The sequence below is a fragment of the Yinghuangia soli genome, assembly GCF_021502675.1.
Classification (GTDB): domain Bacteria; phylum Actinomycetota; class Actinomycetes; order Streptomycetales; family Streptomycetaceae; genus Yinghuangia; species Yinghuangia soli.
In genome coordinates, this window is sequence record NZ_JAKFHA010000024.1 from 44999 (window position 1) to 62865 (window position 17867).

The 17867-nt window shown below is 70.6% G+C and carries 16 protein-coding genes and 2 pseudogenes; 5 read left to right on the forward strand and 13 right to left on the reverse strand.

Annotated features, from left to right (window positions below; all coding sequences use genetic code 11):
* Positions 1-126 precede the first annotated feature (126 nt).
* Positions 127-348 carry a HypC/HybG/HupF family hydrogenase formation chaperone gene (locus tag LZ495_RS30315; protein WP_235056133.1) on the reverse strand — a complete coding sequence of 74 codons (222 nt, stop codon included), beginning with the start codon at positions 346-348 and terminating at the stop codon, positions 127-129.
* Positions 349-1648: 1300 nt separating this feature from the next.
* Here LZ495_RS30315 and LZ495_RS30320 point away from each other — a divergent pair.
* Both LZ495_RS30320 and LZ495_RS30325 read left to right on the forward strand, forming a co-directional pair.
* Positions 1649-1987: a MerR family transcriptional regulator gene (locus LZ495_RS30320; protein ID WP_235056134.1), complete on the forward strand. Its 339-nt coding sequence runs from the start codon at positions 1649-1651 to the stop codon at positions 1985-1987.
* A 67-nt stretch (positions 1988-2054) separates the two neighbouring features.
* Positions 2055-2258 (forward strand): hypothetical protein, encoded by a 204-nt coding sequence (locus tag LZ495_RS30325; protein ID WP_235056135.1) that lies wholly within the window; start codon positions 2055-2057, stop codon positions 2256-2258.
* A 94-nt stretch (positions 2259-2352) separates the two neighbouring features.
* Here LZ495_RS30325 and LZ495_RS30330 read toward each other — a convergent pair whose 3' ends face one another.
* The 4 genes from LZ495_RS30330 to LZ495_RS30345 all read right to left on the reverse strand — a co-directional run bounded on the left by LZ495_RS30330 (position 2353) and on the right by LZ495_RS30345 (position 5234).
* Positions 2353-2712 carry an SCO5918 family protein gene (locus tag LZ495_RS30330; protein WP_235056136.1) on the reverse strand — a complete coding sequence of 120 codons (360 nt, stop codon included), beginning with the start codon at positions 2710-2712 and terminating at the stop codon, positions 2353-2355.
* Between the two features lie 114 nt (positions 2713-2826).
* Entirely contained in the window at positions 2827-3105 is a 279-nt protein-coding gene (locus tag LZ495_RS30335; RefSeq protein WP_235056137.1) for a hypothetical protein, read from the reverse strand.
* A 113-nt stretch (positions 3106-3218) separates the two neighbouring features.
* Positions 3219-4754, reverse strand: a complete 1536-nt coding sequence (locus tag LZ495_RS30340; RefSeq protein WP_235056138.1) for a DEAD/DEAH box helicase — start codon at positions 4752-4754, stop codon at positions 3219-3221.
* A gap of 276 nt (positions 4755-5030) precedes the next feature.
* Complete coding sequence (locus LZ495_RS30345) at positions 5031-5234, reverse strand: cold-shock protein (protein ID WP_235056139.1); 204 nt, start codon at positions 5232-5234, stop codon at positions 5031-5033.
* Positions 5235-5627: 393 nt separating this feature from the next.
* On the opposite strand from LZ495_RS30345, the pseudogene LZ495_RS30350 reads away from it, so the two are divergent.
* Positions 5628-6118, forward strand: a pseudogene (locus LZ495_RS30350) (hypothetical protein); the annotation flags it as partial.
* 150 nt (positions 6119-6268) lie between these two features.
* Here the strand turns inward: LZ495_RS30350 and LZ495_RS30355 are convergent.
* The gene (locus LZ495_RS30355; RefSeq protein ID WP_235056140.1) at positions 6269-6784 is read right to left on the reverse strand and encodes a MarR family winged helix-turn-helix transcriptional regulator; all 516 of its coding nucleotides are present in this window, start codon (positions 6782-6784) and stop codon (positions 6269-6271) included.
* A 60-nt stretch (positions 6785-6844) separates the two neighbouring features.
* On the opposite strand from LZ495_RS30355, the gene LZ495_RS30360 reads away from it, so the two are divergent.
* Positions 6845-8959, forward strand: coding sequence for an MMPL family transporter (locus LZ495_RS30360; protein WP_235056141.1), 2115 nt, complete (start codon positions 6845-6847; stop codon positions 8957-8959).
* A gap of 51 nt (positions 8960-9010) precedes the next feature.
* On the opposite strand, the pseudogene LZ495_RS30365 reads toward LZ495_RS30360, so the two are convergent.
* The 6 genes and pseudogenes from LZ495_RS30365 to LZ495_RS30390 all read right to left on the reverse strand — a co-directional run.
* A pseudogene (locus LZ495_RS30365) lies at positions 9011-9337 on the reverse strand (3-hydroxyacyl-CoA dehydrogenase family protein); the annotation flags it as partial.
* A 191-nt stretch (positions 9338-9528) separates the two neighbouring features.
* The gene (locus tag LZ495_RS30370) at positions 9529-10152 is read right to left on the reverse strand and encodes an isochorismatase family protein (RefSeq protein ID WP_235056142.1); all 624 of its coding nucleotides are present in this window, start codon (positions 10150-10152) and stop codon (positions 9529-9531) included.
* A complete protein-coding gene (locus tag LZ495_RS30375; protein ID WP_235056143.1) occupies positions 10149-12035 on the reverse strand; it encodes a hydantoinase B/oxoprolinase family protein in 1887 nt (628 codons plus the stop codon). The genes LZ495_RS30370 and LZ495_RS30375 overlap by 4 nt, the downstream gene beginning before the upstream one ends.
* A 2-nt stretch (positions 12036-12037) precedes the next feature.
* Positions 12038-14140 carry a hydantoinase/oxoprolinase family protein gene (locus LZ495_RS30380; protein WP_235056144.1) on the reverse strand — a complete coding sequence of 701 codons (2103 nt, stop codon included), beginning with the start codon at positions 14138-14140 and terminating at the stop codon, positions 12038-12040.
* Positions 14141-14208: 68 nt separating this feature from the next.
* Positions 14209-15441, reverse strand: a complete 1233-nt coding sequence (locus tag LZ495_RS30385) for a CaiB/BaiF CoA transferase family protein (RefSeq protein ID WP_235056145.1) — start codon at positions 15439-15441, stop codon at positions 14209-14211.
* The gene (locus LZ495_RS30390) at positions 15438-16145 is read right to left on the reverse strand and encodes a GntR family transcriptional regulator (protein ID WP_235056146.1); all 708 of its coding nucleotides are present in this window, start codon (positions 16143-16145) and stop codon (positions 15438-15440) included. The genes LZ495_RS30385 and LZ495_RS30390 overlap by 4 nt, the downstream gene beginning before the upstream one ends.
* 94 nt (positions 16146-16239) lie before the next feature.
* Here LZ495_RS30390 and LZ495_RS30395 point away from each other — a divergent pair, with 94 nt between their 5' ends.
* A complete protein-coding gene (locus LZ495_RS30395; RefSeq protein WP_235056147.1) occupies positions 16240-17163 on the forward strand; it encodes a hydroxymethylglutaryl-CoA lyase in 924 nt (307 codons plus the stop codon).
* Between the two features lie 21 nt (positions 17164-17184).
* On the opposite strand, the gene LZ495_RS30400 is transcribed toward LZ495_RS30395, so the two are convergent.
* Positions 17185-17844 (reverse strand): GntR family transcriptional regulator, encoded by a 660-nt coding sequence (locus tag LZ495_RS30400; protein WP_235056148.1) that lies wholly within the window; start codon positions 17842-17844, stop codon positions 17185-17187.
* Between the last annotated feature and the right edge of the window lie 23 nt (positions 17845-17867).

Below are 17867 nucleotides of genomic sequence, written 5' to 3' on the forward strand. Positions count from 1 at the left end.
TCCACGCGCCGCTGCCCGGGATGCAGCCGCTGCTGTCGGCGCGCGCGAAGTCGGCGTGCCCCCGTCGCGCCGACGGTTGGGCGGCCGTAGCGAGTCTTGGTCGGCGAAGCGGGCAGCCTCACACGGTCACAGCATGTGCAGTCGCGTGTAGGGGCTGGCGATTCGGACTTCGCGCACGCCGAAGTCGACGAGAATCGTGTTCTCGCTCTCGATCTCGATGACCTTGCCCAGGCCGTAGCGGTCGTGAGAGACCCGATCCCCTGGGGCAAAGCGTTTGGCCGGCGGAGCAACCGGGGCATTGAAGGGGCTCGTGGACAGGTGGCGCCGTGGGGCGGATTGTCTCGTCATTTAAGGCCAGTATGGGCTGCCGAGATTGCGGAACGGTCACGCCGGAAGCCACGGCGCCGGGTCGACCTGTCAGGGCGTGGCATCGGCGCGGCGCCGAGGTCCGACTCGCGCCTGCAGACCGCCGGGGCGCGCGAACGGCGTCGAACGCCGTACCCTCGCCCGCCTTCGTGTCGTACGCCGGCCACCAGTCGAGGTCGCTGCCGGCGGACGCGTGACCGCGCCTGCACCAGCCGGCAGTCGCTGCGGCGCGATGCCCGACCGCCGCCTTTGGACACAACGCCTGGCCGACGCCGACGGCCGGTAGTCGCCCGTACCTGCGGACGCCGCGGTCGCCGATCAGCTGCCGTGGCCCGGCCGGGAGCGCGGGGCGGGCGTGCCGTCGTCGGCGCGCCCGGGGATGCGGCCCGCCACACGCTCGTCGCCCAGATCCGGGACGCGGCCGTCCGTGCCATACGCCCCGCCGCTGTCCGGCGGTCGGCCGGCACCCCCACCCGGCCTCTTCCGCACACCCGTCTCCGTTCGCGTTCGAATACCTCGTTGCCGCGTACGCAGAAATCTATGCTCGTGAGAGTAGACATTGGGCTGCAGCATGGTTATGGTTTCTCTCGTAGCCAGAAGACAGCAGGGCCTGGCAGAGGATGAACTGCCGGCATCAAGACGAGAGTTGCAGCATGCAGGACGGTGCGCCGGTGGAGTCCCGAAGCCGCGGTTGATGCGGGAAGGCGACGGGACTGACAGCCGCACCGGGCGCCCGCAGGAGCGGGAGCCGCCGCAGGAAGGACCGAATGGACGCGGTCCGCAGGAACAGCAGCGAAGACAGATTGAGCAGCACCTCGGTGAAGGCGTCGGCTGCGGGCGCGCGCACCGGGAGGTTCGGCAGCGGGGTTCCAAGCCAGGACCCAGATGCAGGACAGGGCGACGGGGCTGGCTGCCGAAAGCGTGGCGCCGTCACGGGCCACCGAGTGGTTCGCATCACCCGCAGTACGTAGTACCCCCGCAGTGCCCCCGTTCGGCAAGGAAGTTGATCACCGAGGAACGAACGGAGGAGTGAAGCGCCATCAGGATCGCCCGGGCGCGGTTGAGTCCGGGTACCGCAGGACATCGATAGTGAGGTGGTCTTCGGTCAAGCAGCAGCGATCCCCGCACAGCCGACGGCATCACAGTCGGGCTCGCGGATACAGGAGGCCGGCGCAGGACTAGGCCGGCAGATGGTGTGGAAGTTCCTTCGGGGCTCTGGTGCCGCTACGGTGCCAGAGCCCCTCCACGCGTTCCACGGACACGTTTCACGAAGAAAGTGCAGATGACAGCAGACGACTCGTTCGGCCGTCTCGACGACGACGACTACCCCGCCTACACCATGGGCCGCGCAGCCGAGCTGCTCGGCACCACCCAAGGTTTCCTCCGCGCTATCGGCGAAGCGCGCCTGATCACCCCGCTGCGCTCCGAAGGGGGCCACCGCCGCTACTCCCGCTACCAGCTGCGCATCGCCGCCCGCGCCCGTGAACTCGTCGACCGCGGCACCTCCATCGAGTCCGCCTGCCGCATCGTCATCCTCGAGGACCAACTCGAAGAAGCGCTGCGCATCAACGCCGAACTCCGCAAGGACCGCCCGCCCCACCCTGGCGGTGCCGACACCTGATCCGTCCCGCCCGCCCCGCAGGAGGAGCGTCGGGATTCCCCCGAGAGCACAGCGCGGAGGCAAAGGAATGGACCACGACGCGCTGGCCCGGCAACTGGCCGCGGTTGCCGGGCAACTGCGGCTCTTGGTCTTGGCCATGGACGATCTGGGTGTGTCGACCGACAGCTACGGCAGGCAGCACCTGCACCTTCTCGCCGACTGCCTCGACGACACTGCTCGCCAGGTGGGCGCTCTCTTGCGCCATCCGGGTCCGCCGTCCCCTCCCGCTTGAACAACCGCGGCGCTCGGCTTCGGCGGGTCCGGCGGTATCCAGTGGGGAGCCGGCGCCGCAGGGACGACGTACCCCGGGGGATGCAGCGCGGCCCTCACACAGGGACAGCGGCGTCGAGGATGCCGCGGCGCCCGTCCGTCTGGTTGTGCAACACCGAAGGCGCGGGGCCGAGCAGTGCCGAGGCGATCTGGAGCGGTGTCTGCCCGCTCGGTGGTGTGGTGCCGGAGGCGTGGCACGTGAAGCCGAGGCGGGCCATGGCCCTGGTGACTTCTTCCGCGGTGAAGTCACGGTGGTCCTGCCGGGTGAGGATGCCCCCGACCTGCTTGACCGGGTACCGGCGGCGGCCGATGACGACGGAGCTGCTGGTGATGGGCTCGGGCTTGACGCCTTTCATGGATTCCAGCACGCCGTGCTTGGAGAGCTCGAACGCGAAACCGGCGATGATGCAGCGCATGTTGCCTCACAGAAGAGAGAAGAAGGCCGACCGGAGCGGGGAAGCGGCGGCAGAGGCCGGGAAGACCCCGCGACACGGCGCTCCCGACGGGATGCTTGCCACGCGGCTGCGTGGTCACACGACGGGTTCGGCACCGAAGGCCGCCATCTCGTGCCCGGCCAAGGCATCGTTCGTGTCGATGACGTCCTGGAGGCGGACGCGGTCCGTGTACGAGGGGCTGTCGCGTATGGCGGCCAGTTGGGCCCGCGTGACCACGCCGGTGCGCTGGTCGTCCTCGTCGCACAGGAACAGGTGATCGGAAAGGGCGCTGAACATCACTGACAACGCCACTTCGACGGTCATGTCGACGCTGACCCGCGGCCCGGACGTGCGCGAGAGACCGGCCCAGGACACAGGATCATCCCTGTAGGCCGTCGGCCGTGCGGCAGGCGGTGACATGCGCACGGCTGTCAAAGGTGCCGCCTCGGCTTCGGACGCCGACGCGGGCCTTCCAGGGCTCAGGCGCATCAGGCCGCCGCGGTCGGGATGGATTCGTACGAGGACGCGCGCTCCGGGGCGCGCCCGATGGTGCGGTCCTGGACGGGACGGCTCTGTCGGTCCCGAATCGGGGACGCGCCGCCACCCCCGGAACGCTTGCGGGAACGGTCGGCCGGCGGCGAGCTGACAATGACGGGGATGCCCGAAGGAGCTTGCGCGCCGGTGATACGGCTGAGCTCGGCGTCGCCGCAACGTACCTGGGTGGTCCGCGCGGTGACACCGGCGGCTGCCATCAGCCGACTCATGCTGCGGCGCTGGTCGGGGGTGACCAGAGTGACGACGCTGCCGGACTCGCCGGCACGGGCGGTGCGGCCGCCGCGGTGGAGGTAGTCCTTGTGGTCGACGGGCGGGTCCACGTTCACGACCAGGTCGAGGTTGTCGACGTGGATGCCGCGCGCGGCGACGTTGGTCGCCACCAGAACCGTCACGTGGCCGGACTTGAACTGGGCGAGAGTACGGGTGCGTTGCGGCTGGGACTTGCCCCCGTGCAGTGCCGCGGCGCGTACCCCGCTGATCAGCAGATGCCGCGTCAGCCGGTCGACCGCGTGCTTGGTGTCCAGGAACATGATCACCCGGCCGTCGCGTGCCGCGATCTCGGTGGCCGTCTGGTGCTTTTCCGCGGTGGGCACATGCAGGACGTGGTGCTCCATGGTCGTGACCACGCCCGCCGAGGGGTCGACGGAGTGCACCACCGGGTCGGTCAGGTAGCGGCGCACCAACCGGTCGACGTTGCGGTCCAGCGTGGCCGAGAACAGCATCCGCTGCCCGCCCGGCTGCACCTGGTCGAGCAGCGCGGTGACCTGCGGCATGAATCCCATGTCGGTCATCTGGTCGGCCTCGTCCAGGACGGTGATGCCGACCTGGTCCAGGCGGCAGTGCCCCCGGTCGACGAGGTCCTTGAGCCGGCCCGGAGTCGCGACGACGACCTCCGTGCCACTGCGAAGTGCGCTGGCCTGCCTACCGATCGGCATTCCGCCGACGACCGTGGCCAGCCGCAGCTGCAGAGCACGGGCGTACGGAGCGAGCGCCTCGGTGACCTGCTGGGCGAGCTCGCGCGTGGGGACCAGGATCAAGGACAGCGGCTGCCGCGGATCGGCGCGCATGCCGGCCGTACGTGCCAGCAAGGCGAGGCCGAACGCGAGGGTCTTGCCCGACCCGGTGCGTCCGCGGCCCAGTACGTCACGGCCGGCAAGGGTGTTCGGCAGGGTCGCCGCCTGGATCGGGAACGGCACGGTCAGACCCTGCCGACCGAGCGCCGCCAACAACGTTTTCGGAAGGGCGAGTTCCGCGAAGGCCGCAACGGCGGGAAGCGAGGGGGTGACCGTCTTCGGCAACGCGAACTCGCCCTGCGGTGCGGGCTGCGGACGTTGGCGGCCTCCCGTACGGCTCTGGGCTCCGGAGTGCCCGGGCACCGCGGATTCGGGCCGGGTGCCGCCGCGTTGCCCGGAACCCGAACGGCCGGTGCCGGTGCGGGTCGAGCGGTCGTTCGTACGTGTGCGGTTCATACGGAACCTTCCTTGATGCGGCGCGCGCCAAGGAATTCCCGCGGCAGGAAGCCGGGAGGGGGAATTGCAGGGACGAGCCGAAATAGTTCGTCGGAGACGGGCCCACATGGCCGACCGGTCCGCGGGTCCAGAAAATCGGAAAGGGATACCACCCGGGCCGGGTCCCGGAAATTCGGGCGCGGCGGCGTGGCGATGCACGGCCTGCGGGCACCCGAACAGCAAGCCGGGGCCCGCACCCCAAAGGTGCGGGCCCCGGCTGCGAAGTACGCGAAGGCGTCAGGCGGTAACGATGTTCTCGGCGGTCGGGCCCTTCTGGCCCTGCGCGATGTCGAAGGTCACCTTCTGGCCTTCCTGGAGCTCACGGAAGCCCTGGGCGGCGATGTTCGAGAAGTGGGCGAAGACATCGGGCCCACCGCCGTCCTGCTCGATGAAGCCGAAGCCTTTTTCCGCATTGAACCACTTGACGGTACCGGAAGCCATGTCAGATCTCCTTGAAAGGGGCAGGGCCCGGAGCCCGCACCATGCGGACCCCGCGTCGCCGCGATGATCGCCCCACCGGAGATTTCCGGACCTATGAAAGCACGTCACACCGGGACAGCACGGTGGAAGTACTCGAAGATTTTGGGAACCACAACTGCAACTGGAATTGACAGTAGCACGTTGCCGCCGAGTTACCGAAACGAGTTGACTCGCTCGGCTTGCCGCGAAAGAAATTCCTGTCACGCACCGCGGATAATTCTCACCCCGCAACCGCAGATTTTCCTTGTGCTCGGGCTCAAGGTCTCCACCCGGCGCATCGCCGTGCAGGCGGTCATCGGCGTGGGTTGAGCCCTGCTCCTCACTGCAGACTCCGGCGCACGGCTGTTCGTCGTGGCGAACACCTGGGCCGACTTCCTCCGCTCCCAAGCCGACGCCATCCTGGCGTGCGACTTCATCGAGACCGTCACCCTGACCGGCGGACCCAGTACATCCTCGCCGTGATCGAGCACGCCACCCGCCGGATCCGGATCCTGAGCACCACCGCCCACCCCACGGCTGGGTCGCCCAGGCGATCCGCAACCTGGCCATGGACCTGGAAGACGCGGGCACCACCGCCAAATTCCTCATCCGCGATCGAGACGACAAGTTCCTCGCCCTCGCCGACGAGATCCTCGCGGATGCCGGCATCCGCGGCATCTCCTCAACGCGCTCCGCGAGTTCGAACCGCACTACAACGGACATCGCCCACACCGAACGCTTCAACAGGCAGCGCCGCTCCGCACGCTGCCCGCGCCGATCGCCGATCCCGAGCGCATCGCGCACCTCGACATACACCGACACGACCGACTCGCGGAACTCTCCGCGAATACCGGCATGCCGCTTGACCTGCACGGACGCGATTATCGGCACCCACAGGGTCCCGTCCGTCGTCGGGGGTCACCAGAGCAGGCCCCGACGCCGTTGCGGCGCGGGACGCCGCACGCGTCCCCACGCTGCCCTCGAGGTCCGCGGACCGACAAGGTTGCAGCGGGTGCTCACTGCGCGGACGTGCTCGAATCCCGGGCGAGGAAGGCGCGGTAGGCGTCGGCGACGTTGTCGAGGTAGCGCTGCGCGCCGGCTCGCTCTGCGGGCGAGAGGTCTGCCGAGGCCTCGGCCAGCAGCGCGAACAGCGGCAGGAGCTCGCCCATGACGTGGCGGCGGCCGCTGCCGGTGACGCCGAGCAGTTGGCGGCGGCCGTCGCCGGTGTGGCGGACGCGCGTCAGGTGGCCTTCGCCGACCAGCCGGTTGACGGTCTGGGTGGCGGCCGCCGACGTCACGCCCAGTCGGCGTGCGAGCTCGCCCGGACCGAGCGTCTCGCCGGCTCGCCCGGCCATCATCACGTGCTCCATCGCCTCCACGTCGGTGGCCGGCATCTGCAAGGCGCGGCCCAAAGAGACCCGGACGAGGGAGGTCAGCGTCAGCACGTCGCGGAGGGAGCGCGACAGTTCGTCGTTCGGCCCCCGCGTCTCGTCGGCGGGTTCCTGATGCTCCCGCCTCTTTTCTTGCGCCATGGCGATCAGTCTGCCACGCTGGAATAGCTAAGCAACTTAACTATTTCCGTCGGAGTCGCGGTGCCTTCCCCTTCCTCGCTCCCTGCCCGCTCCGGCCGACATGATGCGAACACGTTCGAGCACGCAGAACCGGCACCGCGGCGGCGGTTCACGGCGTGGCTGGCCGTCCTGCTGGCCCTGGCCGCGGTCGGTGCCGCCTTTGCCTGGGGACCGAGCGAATCAGAGGGGGGCGGGGACCGGTCGTCGGCGCCGTCAGCCTCGCAGGCGGGCCGGGTCGCCCAAGCGCTCCGGGAGCAGCCGGCCGGCGTCTTCGTCCCCGCCATCGTGGTCTTCAGCCGCGGCGACGGCGCAGCGCTCGACGGCGCCGACCGGGCCGCCGTCGCCGACCGGGCCGCCGGACTGAGGCCGCTTTCGGCCGACGGGGCCGCCGAGGCGGACTTCGCCGGCGACAAGGTCGCCACGGTCGCGGTCGCGCTGCCGGCGCAACTGGAGGACGAGCAGCGTGACAGCCTCGTCGCGGCCGTCAGGCAGACGGCTTCGGCCGACCTGCCCGGCGGGTTGAGGGCACAGGTCACCGGCGGCCCCGCCTACGCGGCCGACCTGTCCAAGGTGTTCGACGGCGCGGACACCACCCTGCTCATCGCCACCGCATCGGTGGTCGCGCTGCTTCTCCTGGTCACCTACCGCAGCCCCTTCCTCTGGCTGGTGCCGCTGACCGTGGTCGCCGTCGCCGACCGCTTTGCCGCCATCGCGGTCAGCCGACTGGCCGGACCGGCAGGCATCGACATCGACGGGTCGGCCGCCGGCATCACTTCCGTGCTGGTGTTCGGCGCCGGGACCAACTACGCACTCCTGCTCGTGGCGCGCTACCGCGACGAACTCCGCAGTGAGTCCGACCGGTTCGCGGCCATGCAACGTGCGGTACGCCGGACCGCGCCGGCGGTGATCGCCAGCGGGACCACCGTGGTGCTGAGCCTGTCGACTCTGCTCGCCGCCGACCTCACGTCCAACCGCGGCATCGGCTTCGGCGGGGCGGTCGGGGTGCTCGTCGCCATGGTGTTCGGCCTCGTGGTCCTGCCGGCTTGCCTGGTCCTTCCGCGCCGCGGACTGTTCTGGCCGTTCGTCCCGATTCCGGGCGACCGGGTCGCGGCCGACCGCGAGGGGCTGTGGGCCCGCCTCGGCCGGTTTGTGGCGCGCCGCCCGAAGGCGACTGCCGTCGCGTGCGTCGGCCTGCTCGCGGTGTGCGCCGCCGGACTTCTTGGCGCCTCCACCGGACTCGCCCAGAACGACGCGTTCCGCGACACTCCCGAATCCGTACGCGGCCAGCGCACCCTCGAGTCCGTCCTCCCGGCCGGAGCCGCGACGCCGCTGACCCTGCTGTCGGCGCCTCCCTCCGGAGAAGCCGCAGCCGCCGCGGCACGCGGCGTGGACGGCGTCGTATCGGTCTCGCCCCCGCAGACCACCGGAACCTACGCACGTTCCCGCATCGTGCTGGCCGCAGCTCCGGGCACTTCCGCTTCGGACCGCACCATCGAGCGGCTGCGGGACCGGCTGGCCGGGCTTCCCGAAGCCGATGCGCTGGTCGGCGGAACGACGGCAGAGGCCTACGACGTGGACCAGGCCGTCGCGCGCGACACCCGAGTAATCGTGCCCATGATCCTGCTCATCGTGCTGGCGGTACTGGTATTCCTGCTCCGTGCCCTGCTCGGCCCGATCCTCCTCGTGCTCACCGTGATCGCCTCGTATTTCGCGGCCCTGGGCGCCAGTTGGCTCGTCTTCGAGCACCTGTACGGCTTCCCCGCTCTCGACAGCACCGTCCCGCTGCTGTCGTTCATCTTCCTGGTCGCGCTCGGCGTCGACTACAACATCTTCCTCATCGCCCGCACCCGGGAGGACACGGAAGAAGGCCGTGACACGCGGACCGCCGTCCTGCGTGCCCTCGCGTCGACCGGCGGCGTGATCACGAGCGCGGGAATCCTGCTCGCCGCGGTTTTCACCGTGCTGGGCGTGCTGCCGTTGATCACGCTGACCCAGATCGGCGTCATCGTGTGTGTGGGCGTGCTGATCGACACGCTGATGGTCCGGAGCGTCCTGGTCCCGGCTCTGGTCCTGCTGACCGGGGAACGTTTCTGGTGGCCCAGGGCAACCGGAAGTCCGCTTCGCCGCAAAGCCTGAAGCCGCCTCGGGCAACAACCAGGGCACTGCCCTGCGGTACGGCGCCGGACGTCAGTACGCGTGGAAGCCCCGTCCGGTTTTGCGGCCGAGCTGGCCGGCTTGGACCATCCGAAGGAGCAATGGCGGTGCGGCGTAGAGGGGTTCCTTGAACTCCTCGTACATGGACTCCGCGATGGCGTTCAACGTGTCCAGGCCGATGAGGTCAGCCAGGCGCAGCGGGCCGAGGGGGTGGGCGCAGCCGAGCACCATGCCGTCGTCGATGTCGTCAGCGGACGCGAAGCCGGATTCGAGCATGCGGACAGCCGAGAGCAGGTAGGGCACGAGCAGCGCATTGACGACGAACCCGGCGCGGTCCTGCGACCGGATGACCTCGGGTCCTGTCCGGTGCGCCGTGGGCGCGGAAGTAGGGGGAGCGAGCGCGGCGGGGTGCGACAGCGTCGCGCCCCGCCGCGCGGTGCACCGGCGGCCGGGCTCGTGCCCCCGGCGGGCGGTGCTGTTCCGCCGGATGGGCCACGGGTGGGTGGCCCATCCGGCGGAGCCTGCGGTGGGGTGGCGGGCCGCTGCGGACCTCAGCCGCGGCCGAGGTTCCGGAGGGCCTCGGCGAGGCTGACGACGTCGGCGTACTTGGCGTCGAGGTCCAGCAGGTTGGCTTCCTGCAGCCGCGGGTCGCGGTCTCCGCAGGCATCGGCCACCACCATCGGCCGGAAGCCGTGCTGGAGGGCGTCGGTCGCCGAGGCCCGGACACACCCGCTGGTGGTCAGCCCGCAGATGTAGAGCGTGTCGATACCCCAGGTGCGCAGCGTGGAGGCGAGGGACGTTCCGAAGAAGGCGCTGGCGTACTGCTTGACCACCACGACATCCCCGTCGCGCGGCGCTGGGTCGACGGCGAACGCACCGAGCGGGCCGTCTCCTTCGAAGAGCGCGAGGGCCGGCACCTTGCGCCGGAACAGCCCCCCGTCCGCGCCTCCGGGCGTCAGGCGCACGGTCGTGAAGACGACGGGCACGTCGGCATCGCGGGCGGCCGAGACCAGTTCGGCGGCTGCCCGGACGGCATCGTCGACGGGAGCCCGCAGGATCGACCCGTCGTCCAGGTAGGCGCGGACGATGTCGACGACGAGGACGGCCGGCGAGTTCCCCGGTCCCAGCCTCGCGGCGAAGCCGGACGCGAGGTAATCGGCGCGGAGGTCGGTCATGCGGTCACCGTCCTGACGTCGACCGGAGGAGCGGGCGCCGGCAGGCCGGTCTCCGCAAGGCAGCGATCGAGGATAGTCGCCAGCGGCGGACCCATGTCGAACAGCGGCGGCTCGCCGCGCTCCTCGGTGAGGCGGGCGCGGAGTTCGCGGGTGCGGTCGGCGTCGACTGCACCGTCGGGGTCGCACACCACGCCGTAGCCGTCCCGGGCACCTTCGACCGTCACCAGCCCGCGGCGGACCTCGAGGCCCACCAGGTCGGTCGGGCGCTGGTACGGGTCGCCCCAGCCCCCGCCGCCCCAGGTGACGAAGTGCAGCACATCCCCTGGAGCGACCGGGATGTCATGGCACTTGCTGGGGAGGATCCGCACGGTTCCGTCGGGGTGTTCGAGCCACTTGCGCCCGCGGGCGCCGGGGCGGCCGCCGTTGACCCCCCACGGGTAGGTCAGCCACCGGTCGTCGTGGATGGCGATCGTGCCGGGCTCGGCGAAGCGGTAGGCGACGTCGACGGCGTTTCCGCCGCGGCGGAGCCCGGCACCGCCGGAGTCGGCGACGGTGTCCCAGCGCTCGATGCGCAGCGGGTAGTAGGCCTCGAGGTACTCGCAGGGGATGTTGACGAAGGACGGCCAGAGGGAGTGGCCGTCCGGCCCGTCGCCGATCGGTCGGCCGGGGATCCCGCCGAATCCGATCGAGTACAGCTGGAACCACTCCCCTGCTTGTTCGCCGGCGGTGCGGTAGCCGGAGTACATGAAGTGCGGGGAGGACGAGAAGCCGGCGGCGTTGAGGATTGCGGGATTCTTCTGGCCCAGCAGCCCGCCGAAGAGGTCGAAGACCCGCCCGATGCCGTGGTTGCGGGCGTTGAGCGCCGCGGGCCTGCGCGGCTTCCAGAAGGAGTCTTCGGGGATGGTCACGTCGATGAGCGGATAGAAGCCGTCGTTCCAGAGGATCTGCGGATCGGCGACGGTGATGACGTAGATGCCGAAGAACATCCGTACGAGGTTCTCGTTGATGTAGTAGTTGACGGGGCCGACGGCCTGCGGCGCGGCCTTCCCGAAGTCCAGGTGGATCTTCTCGCCATGGCGGGTGAGGGCGATCGTCAGCTCGTAGGGGCCGTATCCGCAGCCGTCGTCGCAGATCCAGTCGGTGAACTCGAGCGTCTCGCCGTCCTCGAACAAGGTGGCCAGCAGGGCCTTCATGGCCTGGTAGTTGCGCTCCAAGAGGGCATCGAGCGCGGACAGGTAGACCTCGACGCCGAAGCGCTCGCAGAGCTCGGAGATCCGCCGGGAGGCGGTGCGGCAGGCGGCGACGAGCCCGTTGAGGTCGGCCCGGTTCCAGTCGGGCATACGGACCTGGTTGAGGATGACGGCAAGCGCGTCCTCGTTGAGGTCGCCGGCGTCGTACAGCTTGAACGGCGGTATGACGACGCCCTCTTCGTAGATGGTCCGGGCGTCGGACGGCATCGACGAGGGTGTCTTGCCGCCCACGTCGGCCATGTGACCGAACATCGAGGCCCAGCCGACAAGGCGGCCTTGGTGGAAGATGGGCAGGACCACCAGCCAGTCGTTGGCATGGCTGATCGCCGCGCCGCAGGCGTAGGGGTCGGAGGTCAGGAGGACGTCGCCTTCGCCTATCGTGCCGCCGAATCCGTCGAGGAAGTCCGGGACGGACAGCCCGAACTGACCGACGACCATGCGCCCTTCGGGATCCGCGATGAGCGGGAACTCGTCGTGCTGTTCGCGGATACCCGGGGACAGCGCCGTACGGAAGAGGACCTCGTCCATCTCGTGGCGGGCATTGCGCAGCGCGTTCTCGATGATGTCCAGGGTGACCGGGTCGACCGGCACCGCGGCCACGGGAGCGGTGTTGCTCTGGATGATGGTGGCCACGGCTACTCCCTGGCGTCGGCGGTGTCGGTGGGGTCGAAGCCGGCGGGCGCCGCGGCGGGGCGGATCAGCAGGCAGCCTCCGGCGTCGACCGTGGCGGTGTGCCCGGGGAGGACGAGCGTGGTGGAGTCCATCTCGGTGACGATGGCCGGCCCCGGGACCACGTTGCCGGCCTGGAGCTTGTCCCGGTCGTAGACGGCCGCACGGGTGTACGCGCCGTCCGCCCACACTTCGGTCTCGCGGACGAAGGCGCCGCCGGGGTCGGTGCCGCCGGCCGCCAGCGCGCGTCCGGCGATGTTCGGACGCGGGCCGGTGACGGCCACCCGCAGGTTGATGATCTCCTTTTCGTTGCGCAGGAGGAAGGAGAACAGCCGCTCGTGCTCGACGTCGAAGGCCTCGCCGACTGCGGCCAGGAGGTCGTCCGCCTTGAGCATGGCGTCCGTGAGAGTGACCGGGATTTCGAACCCTTGGCCGTGGTAGCGCACGTCGATCTCGTGGACGGTGTGCTGGAGGGCGCGCGGCACGCCGTCCGCGGCCAGCCGGGTGCCGGCCGCATCGGCGAGTTCGGCGAGCAGGGCGCGCAGGTCGTCGGAATCCAGCATGGAGAATCGCCGCACCACGGTGCGGGCCGCCTCGCTACGGGGGCTGGTGGTCGCGTCGCCGTAGGCGCAGAGGACTCCCGGAGACGGCGGCACGATGACCGGCCAGGCACCGGTCAGCTTGCCGAGCGCGTTGGCGTGCAGCGGGCCCGCGCCGCCGAAGGCGACCAGGGCGAAGTCGCGCGGGTCGTAGCCCTGTTGGACGCTGACCAGGCGCAGCGCGCCGAACATGTTCTCGTTGACAATGTCGACGATGCCCGCGGCGGCGGCCTCGACGGATTCCAGCCCCATCGCGTCGGCGACCTCGGCCACCGCGCGGCGGGCGGCCTTCCGGTCGAGGGTGATCTCGCCGCCGGCGAGTTCGTCCGGCAGGTAGCCGAGGACCACGTTGGCGTCCGTGACGGTCGGCGCGGTCCCGCCGTGCCCGTAGGCTGCCGGACCGGGGCTGGCTCCGGCCGATTGCGGGCCGACGCGCAGGGCCTTGGTGAGTTCGGGGACGTGGGCGATGGAACCGCCGCCTGCGCCGACGGTGCGCACGTCCACGCTGGACGCGCGGACGTTGAGGTCGCCCACCGTTGTGTCGCGGCCGATCCGCGGCGTGCCGTCGAGGACCAGGGCGACGTCGGTGGACGTTCCGCCCATGTCGAAGGTGAGCAGGTCTCGGTAGCCCGCCTGTTCGGCGAACCACACGGCGCCGGTGACACCGCCTGCCGGTCCGGACAACAGGAGCGCCACGGGATCCTGGGCTGCCTTGTCGGCGGAGGTCAGGCCGCCGTCGCTGCGCAGGATCGACAGCGGCGCCTCGATCCCGCTGTCCCGCAGGGCCGCGTCGAGGTTGCGGACGTAGCGGGCGACTTCGGGCTGTACGTAGCTGTTGGCGACGGTGGTGATCGTGCGTTCGTACTCGCGCATCTCCGGGAGGACCTGGCTCGACAGCGAGACGGGTACCCCGGGGATCTCGTCGGCGGCCAACGCGGCCAGGGCCTTCTCGTGAGAGTCGTCGGCGTACGAGTTGACCAGCGCGATGGTCAGGGCTTCGATGCCGGACGCGGCCAGCCGCCGCAGTGCCCGGCGCGCCGAGTCGACGTCGAGGGGTTCGACTTCCCGGCCGTCCGCGGCTATGCGCCCGGCGACCTCCACGGTGTGCTCCAAGGCCGCCAGGGGCTCGGGTTTGGGCCAGACGATCCAGCCCGCCAGGCCTCCGGGCACGTAGGAGCGGGCGATTTGCAGGATCTGCCGGAAGCCCGCCGTGGTGACGAGTCCGACCCGCGCGCCGCGGCCCTCGAGGATCGCGTTGGTGGCGACGGTCGTGCCGTGCAGGACCTGGTCGACCTCGGCGAGGGGGATCCCGGCCTCGCCGCACGCCTTGCGGATGCCTGCCAGGACGCCCTCGGACTGATCGCGAGGCGTGGTCGGTGTCTTCGCGCGGAAGGTGGCGCCGGTGGCCTGGTCGACGAGGAGCACGTCGGTGAACGTGCCTCCGACGTCGACGCCGAGGCGGTATCCCATGGGGTTCTCCGGGGGTGGGGCGGCGCCCGGGACGGTCGGGCGGCCGCACGGGCGGATCGTGTGGGGTGTCAGACGACGCCGCGGGCGGCCAGGTCGTCGAGCTGGGCCGCCGTGAGGCCGAGCAGGTCTCGGTACACGTGGTCGTTGTGCTGCCCCAGTTCCGGCCCGAGGTGCCGGACGCGGCCGGGTGTGGCGCTGAGCTTCGGGAAGACGTTGTGCAGGGGGAACTCGCCGAGTTCCGGGTGCATGAGCTTGACGATCGCCTCGCGGGCCGCGAAGTGCGGGTCGGCGAACATGTCCTTGGCGGTGTAGATGCGTCCCGCCGGGACTCCTGCCTCGTTCAGTGTCGTCAGCAGGTCCTCTGCGGCGTGCTGCGCGGTCCACTCGGCGATGATGCCGTCCAGGTCCTCCATGTTCGCGCCGCGCGCGGCATGGCCGGCGTACCGGTCGTCGGCCGCCAGGTCGGGGCGGTTCATGGCCGCGGCGAGCCGGGTGAAGACGGTGTCTTGGTTGGCGGCGATCAGGATCATGTCGCCGCCCTTGGCCGGGTACACGTTGCTCGGCGAGACGTTCGGCAGGACCGGTCCGGTGCGTTCGCGCTGGTATCCGCCGATCGCCCATTCGGGCAGCAGCGACTCCATCATGCCCAGGACGGCTTCGTAGATGGCCGAGTCGACGACCTGTCCCTGGCCCGTCCGTTCGCGGTGGTGGAGGGCGGACAGGGCGCCGATGGCGGCGAAGACCGCGGCAAGCGCGTCGCCGATCGAAATGCCGGTGCGCGAGGGGTTCTTGTCGGGGTCGCCGGTGATGCGCCGCAGGCCGCCCATGGCCTCGCCGATGGACCCGTAGCCCGCCTGGGGCGCGTAGGGTCCGGTCTGGCCGAAGCCGGTGACCCGGACCACGATCAGTCCGGGATTGGTGCGGGCGAGGTCCGCCGGGTCCAGTCCCCAGCGTTCCAGGGTGCCGGGCCTGAAGTTCTCGACGAGGATGTCGGCGCCGTCGATGATCTGCCGGGCCAGCCGCTGGCCTTCCGGGTCCCGCAGGTTGCAGGTCACCGACATCTTGTTGCGCGCGACGACCGGCCACCACAGCGACTTGCCATAGGGGCGTTCGCGGCCCCACTGCCGCATCGGGTCGCCGGTCCCCGGCGGTTCGAGCTTGATCACGTCGGCGCCGAAGTCGCCGAGCAGTTGTCCGCAGAACGGGCCGGCGAGAAGCTGGCCCATTTCGACCACGCGCAGCCCGGCAAGGGGACCGCTCGGTTCCTCCGCACTGCGCGGGGACGGGTCAGTGGTGTTCATCGGGGCTCCGGGATCGAGTCAGGAACGAAGTGGGTCGGCGGGTGTTCTGCCGGCTGTCCGGCCGGGTGTTCGCGGGTCCGCATAAGTACGTCTTTCGCCGCGGCGATGTGTGCGGTCATCACCGCACGGGCCCAGCGCCCGTCCTTCGCCCGGAAGGCCTGGACGAGTTCGCGGTGATGCGCGCAGCTGCGCCGCAAGTCCTCGGGGCTGTAGCGGTGGTAGGTGCTCAGGACCAGCGGTACGCGGACCACGGAGCGCAGGACAGCGGCCAGGCGCCGGCTGCTTGCCGCCGCCTGAATGCAGTCGTGGAAGTCGGCGTTGATCCGGGCCACCGCCTCCAGGTCGGGCTGCGCCCGGCGCGCCTGCTGTTCGAGCTGGTCCGCCAGTCCGGCGAGGCGGACCAGGTCCTCCTCGCCGACGCGGGTGGCGGCGCGCTCGGCGGCGTGGGCTTCCAGTTCGCTCCGCAGGTCATAGAGCTCCTCCAGATCGTGCGGAGTCCAGTCGGTGACGCGGGCGCCCTTGTGGGGCGCGGTATCCACGAGGCCTTCGGCGGCCAGGCGCCGCAGCGCCTCCCGGACAGGTGTCCGGGAGGCGTTCAGCTCCTCGGCGAGACCGGTCTCCGTGAGCCGGGATCCGCCGCGGCGGGAGCCGTCGAGGATGCCGGCGCGAAGGGCTTCGTACACGCGGTCCGCGGCACGGTCCATCCGGCACCCCCTTGCCGAGTTGTATGCAACTTAGGCTCGCCGCTTGCCTTGACACAAGACTTTGGCAGGGAAATTCTCATAGGAGCACGTGAAGATGCCTCATATTGCATACGATCTGGAGGGCCGGATGGAGATCCTCGAAGTGGGACCGCGCGACGGGCTGCAGAACGAGCCGGTGGTCCTGGCGGTCGCGGACAAGGTCGAGCTGATCGCGCGGGCAGTCGCCGCGGGTGCGCGGCGGGTCGAGGCGGTGAGCTTCGTCAACCCCAAGCTGGTCCCGCAGATGGCGGACGCCGCGGAGGTCATGGCCGAAGTCCCCCGGCAGGAGGGGGTCTCCTACAGCGGACTGGTGCTCAACCCTCGCGGCCTTGACCGGGCCCTCGCGGCCGGGGTGGACGAAGTGAACGTCGTCGTGGTGGCCACCGAGACGTTCAGCCGGCGCAACCAGAACCGCGGCGTCGACGACATGTTGGCGGCGTGGGCGCAGATCGCCGGCGACGCCCGAGCGGCAGGGGCGCGCACCACGGTGACGATCGCGGCTGCGTTCGGCTGCCCGTTCGAGGGCGAAGTCGCCGCCGAGCGCGTGCTGGACATCGCGCGCCGCGCGGCCGAGGCGGGGCCGTACGAGATCGCCCTGGCCGACACGATCGGCGTGGGCACACCGGACCGGGTCCGCGTCCTCCTCGACGGCCTCGCCGAGGCCGCCCCGGGCGTCCGGCGCCGCTGCCATTTCCACAACACACGGAACACCGGCTATGCCAATGCCCTCACGGCTGTTGCCCTCGGCGTCGACACTCTGGACGCAAGCATCGGCGGCATCGGCGGATGTCCTTTCGCCCCCGCCGCGACCGGCAACATCGCCACCGAGGACCTGCTGTACGCCCTCGACCGGATGGGCGTGCCGACCGGCCTCGACCTCGCCTCGGTGATCGCCGCGGCGGACTGGCTGGCCGGTCGCCTGGGCAAGGCGGTCCCTGCGCAGCTGGGCAGGGCGGGCGTGTTCCCGGCGACGGGCTGACCGGCTCGGCTGCTTCCGCGGTCAGACGTCGTCCGGCGTAGGCGGAAGAGATCGCAGAAGCGACGACTTGGCCGCCGCGACGTGCGCCCGCATGGCCGATTGCGCCCACCGCGCGTCACGGGCCTCCAAGGCGTCCACCAGGTCGCGGTGGTGTGCCGCGCTGCGGGCGAGCTCGGATTCGGCGTACCGGTGGAAGGTGGTCAGGACGAGCGGCATCTGCACGACCGCGCCCAGCATGGTGAGCAGGCGGGGACTGTCGGCGGCCGTACGGATCAGCATGTGGAACTCGGTGTTGAGACGGGCCAGGAGTTCCAGGTCGCGGTCCTCGCCGGGGGCCGCAGCGGCTTCCATGGCCGCGGACAGTTCGCGCAGCCGGGTGACGTCGGCGTCCGTGACCCTCGTCGCGGCGCGTTCGGCGGCGAAGGACTCCAGGATCAGCCGCAGATCGTAGATCTCCGCCACGTCCGCACGCGTCCAGTTCGTCACCCTGGCGCCGCGGTGCGGGGCGACCTCGACGAGGCCTTCGGCTTCGAGGCGGCGCAGAGCCTCCCGCACCGGGGTGCGGCTCGTGCCGGTGGCGTCCGCGAGTTCGGACTCGCCCAACCGCTCCCCCGGGCCGAAGCTCCCGTCCAGGATTCCGGCGCGCAGCACCTCGTATGCGTGATCCGCGGCACGGACCATGGTCGACCACCTCCGGCCTGCAT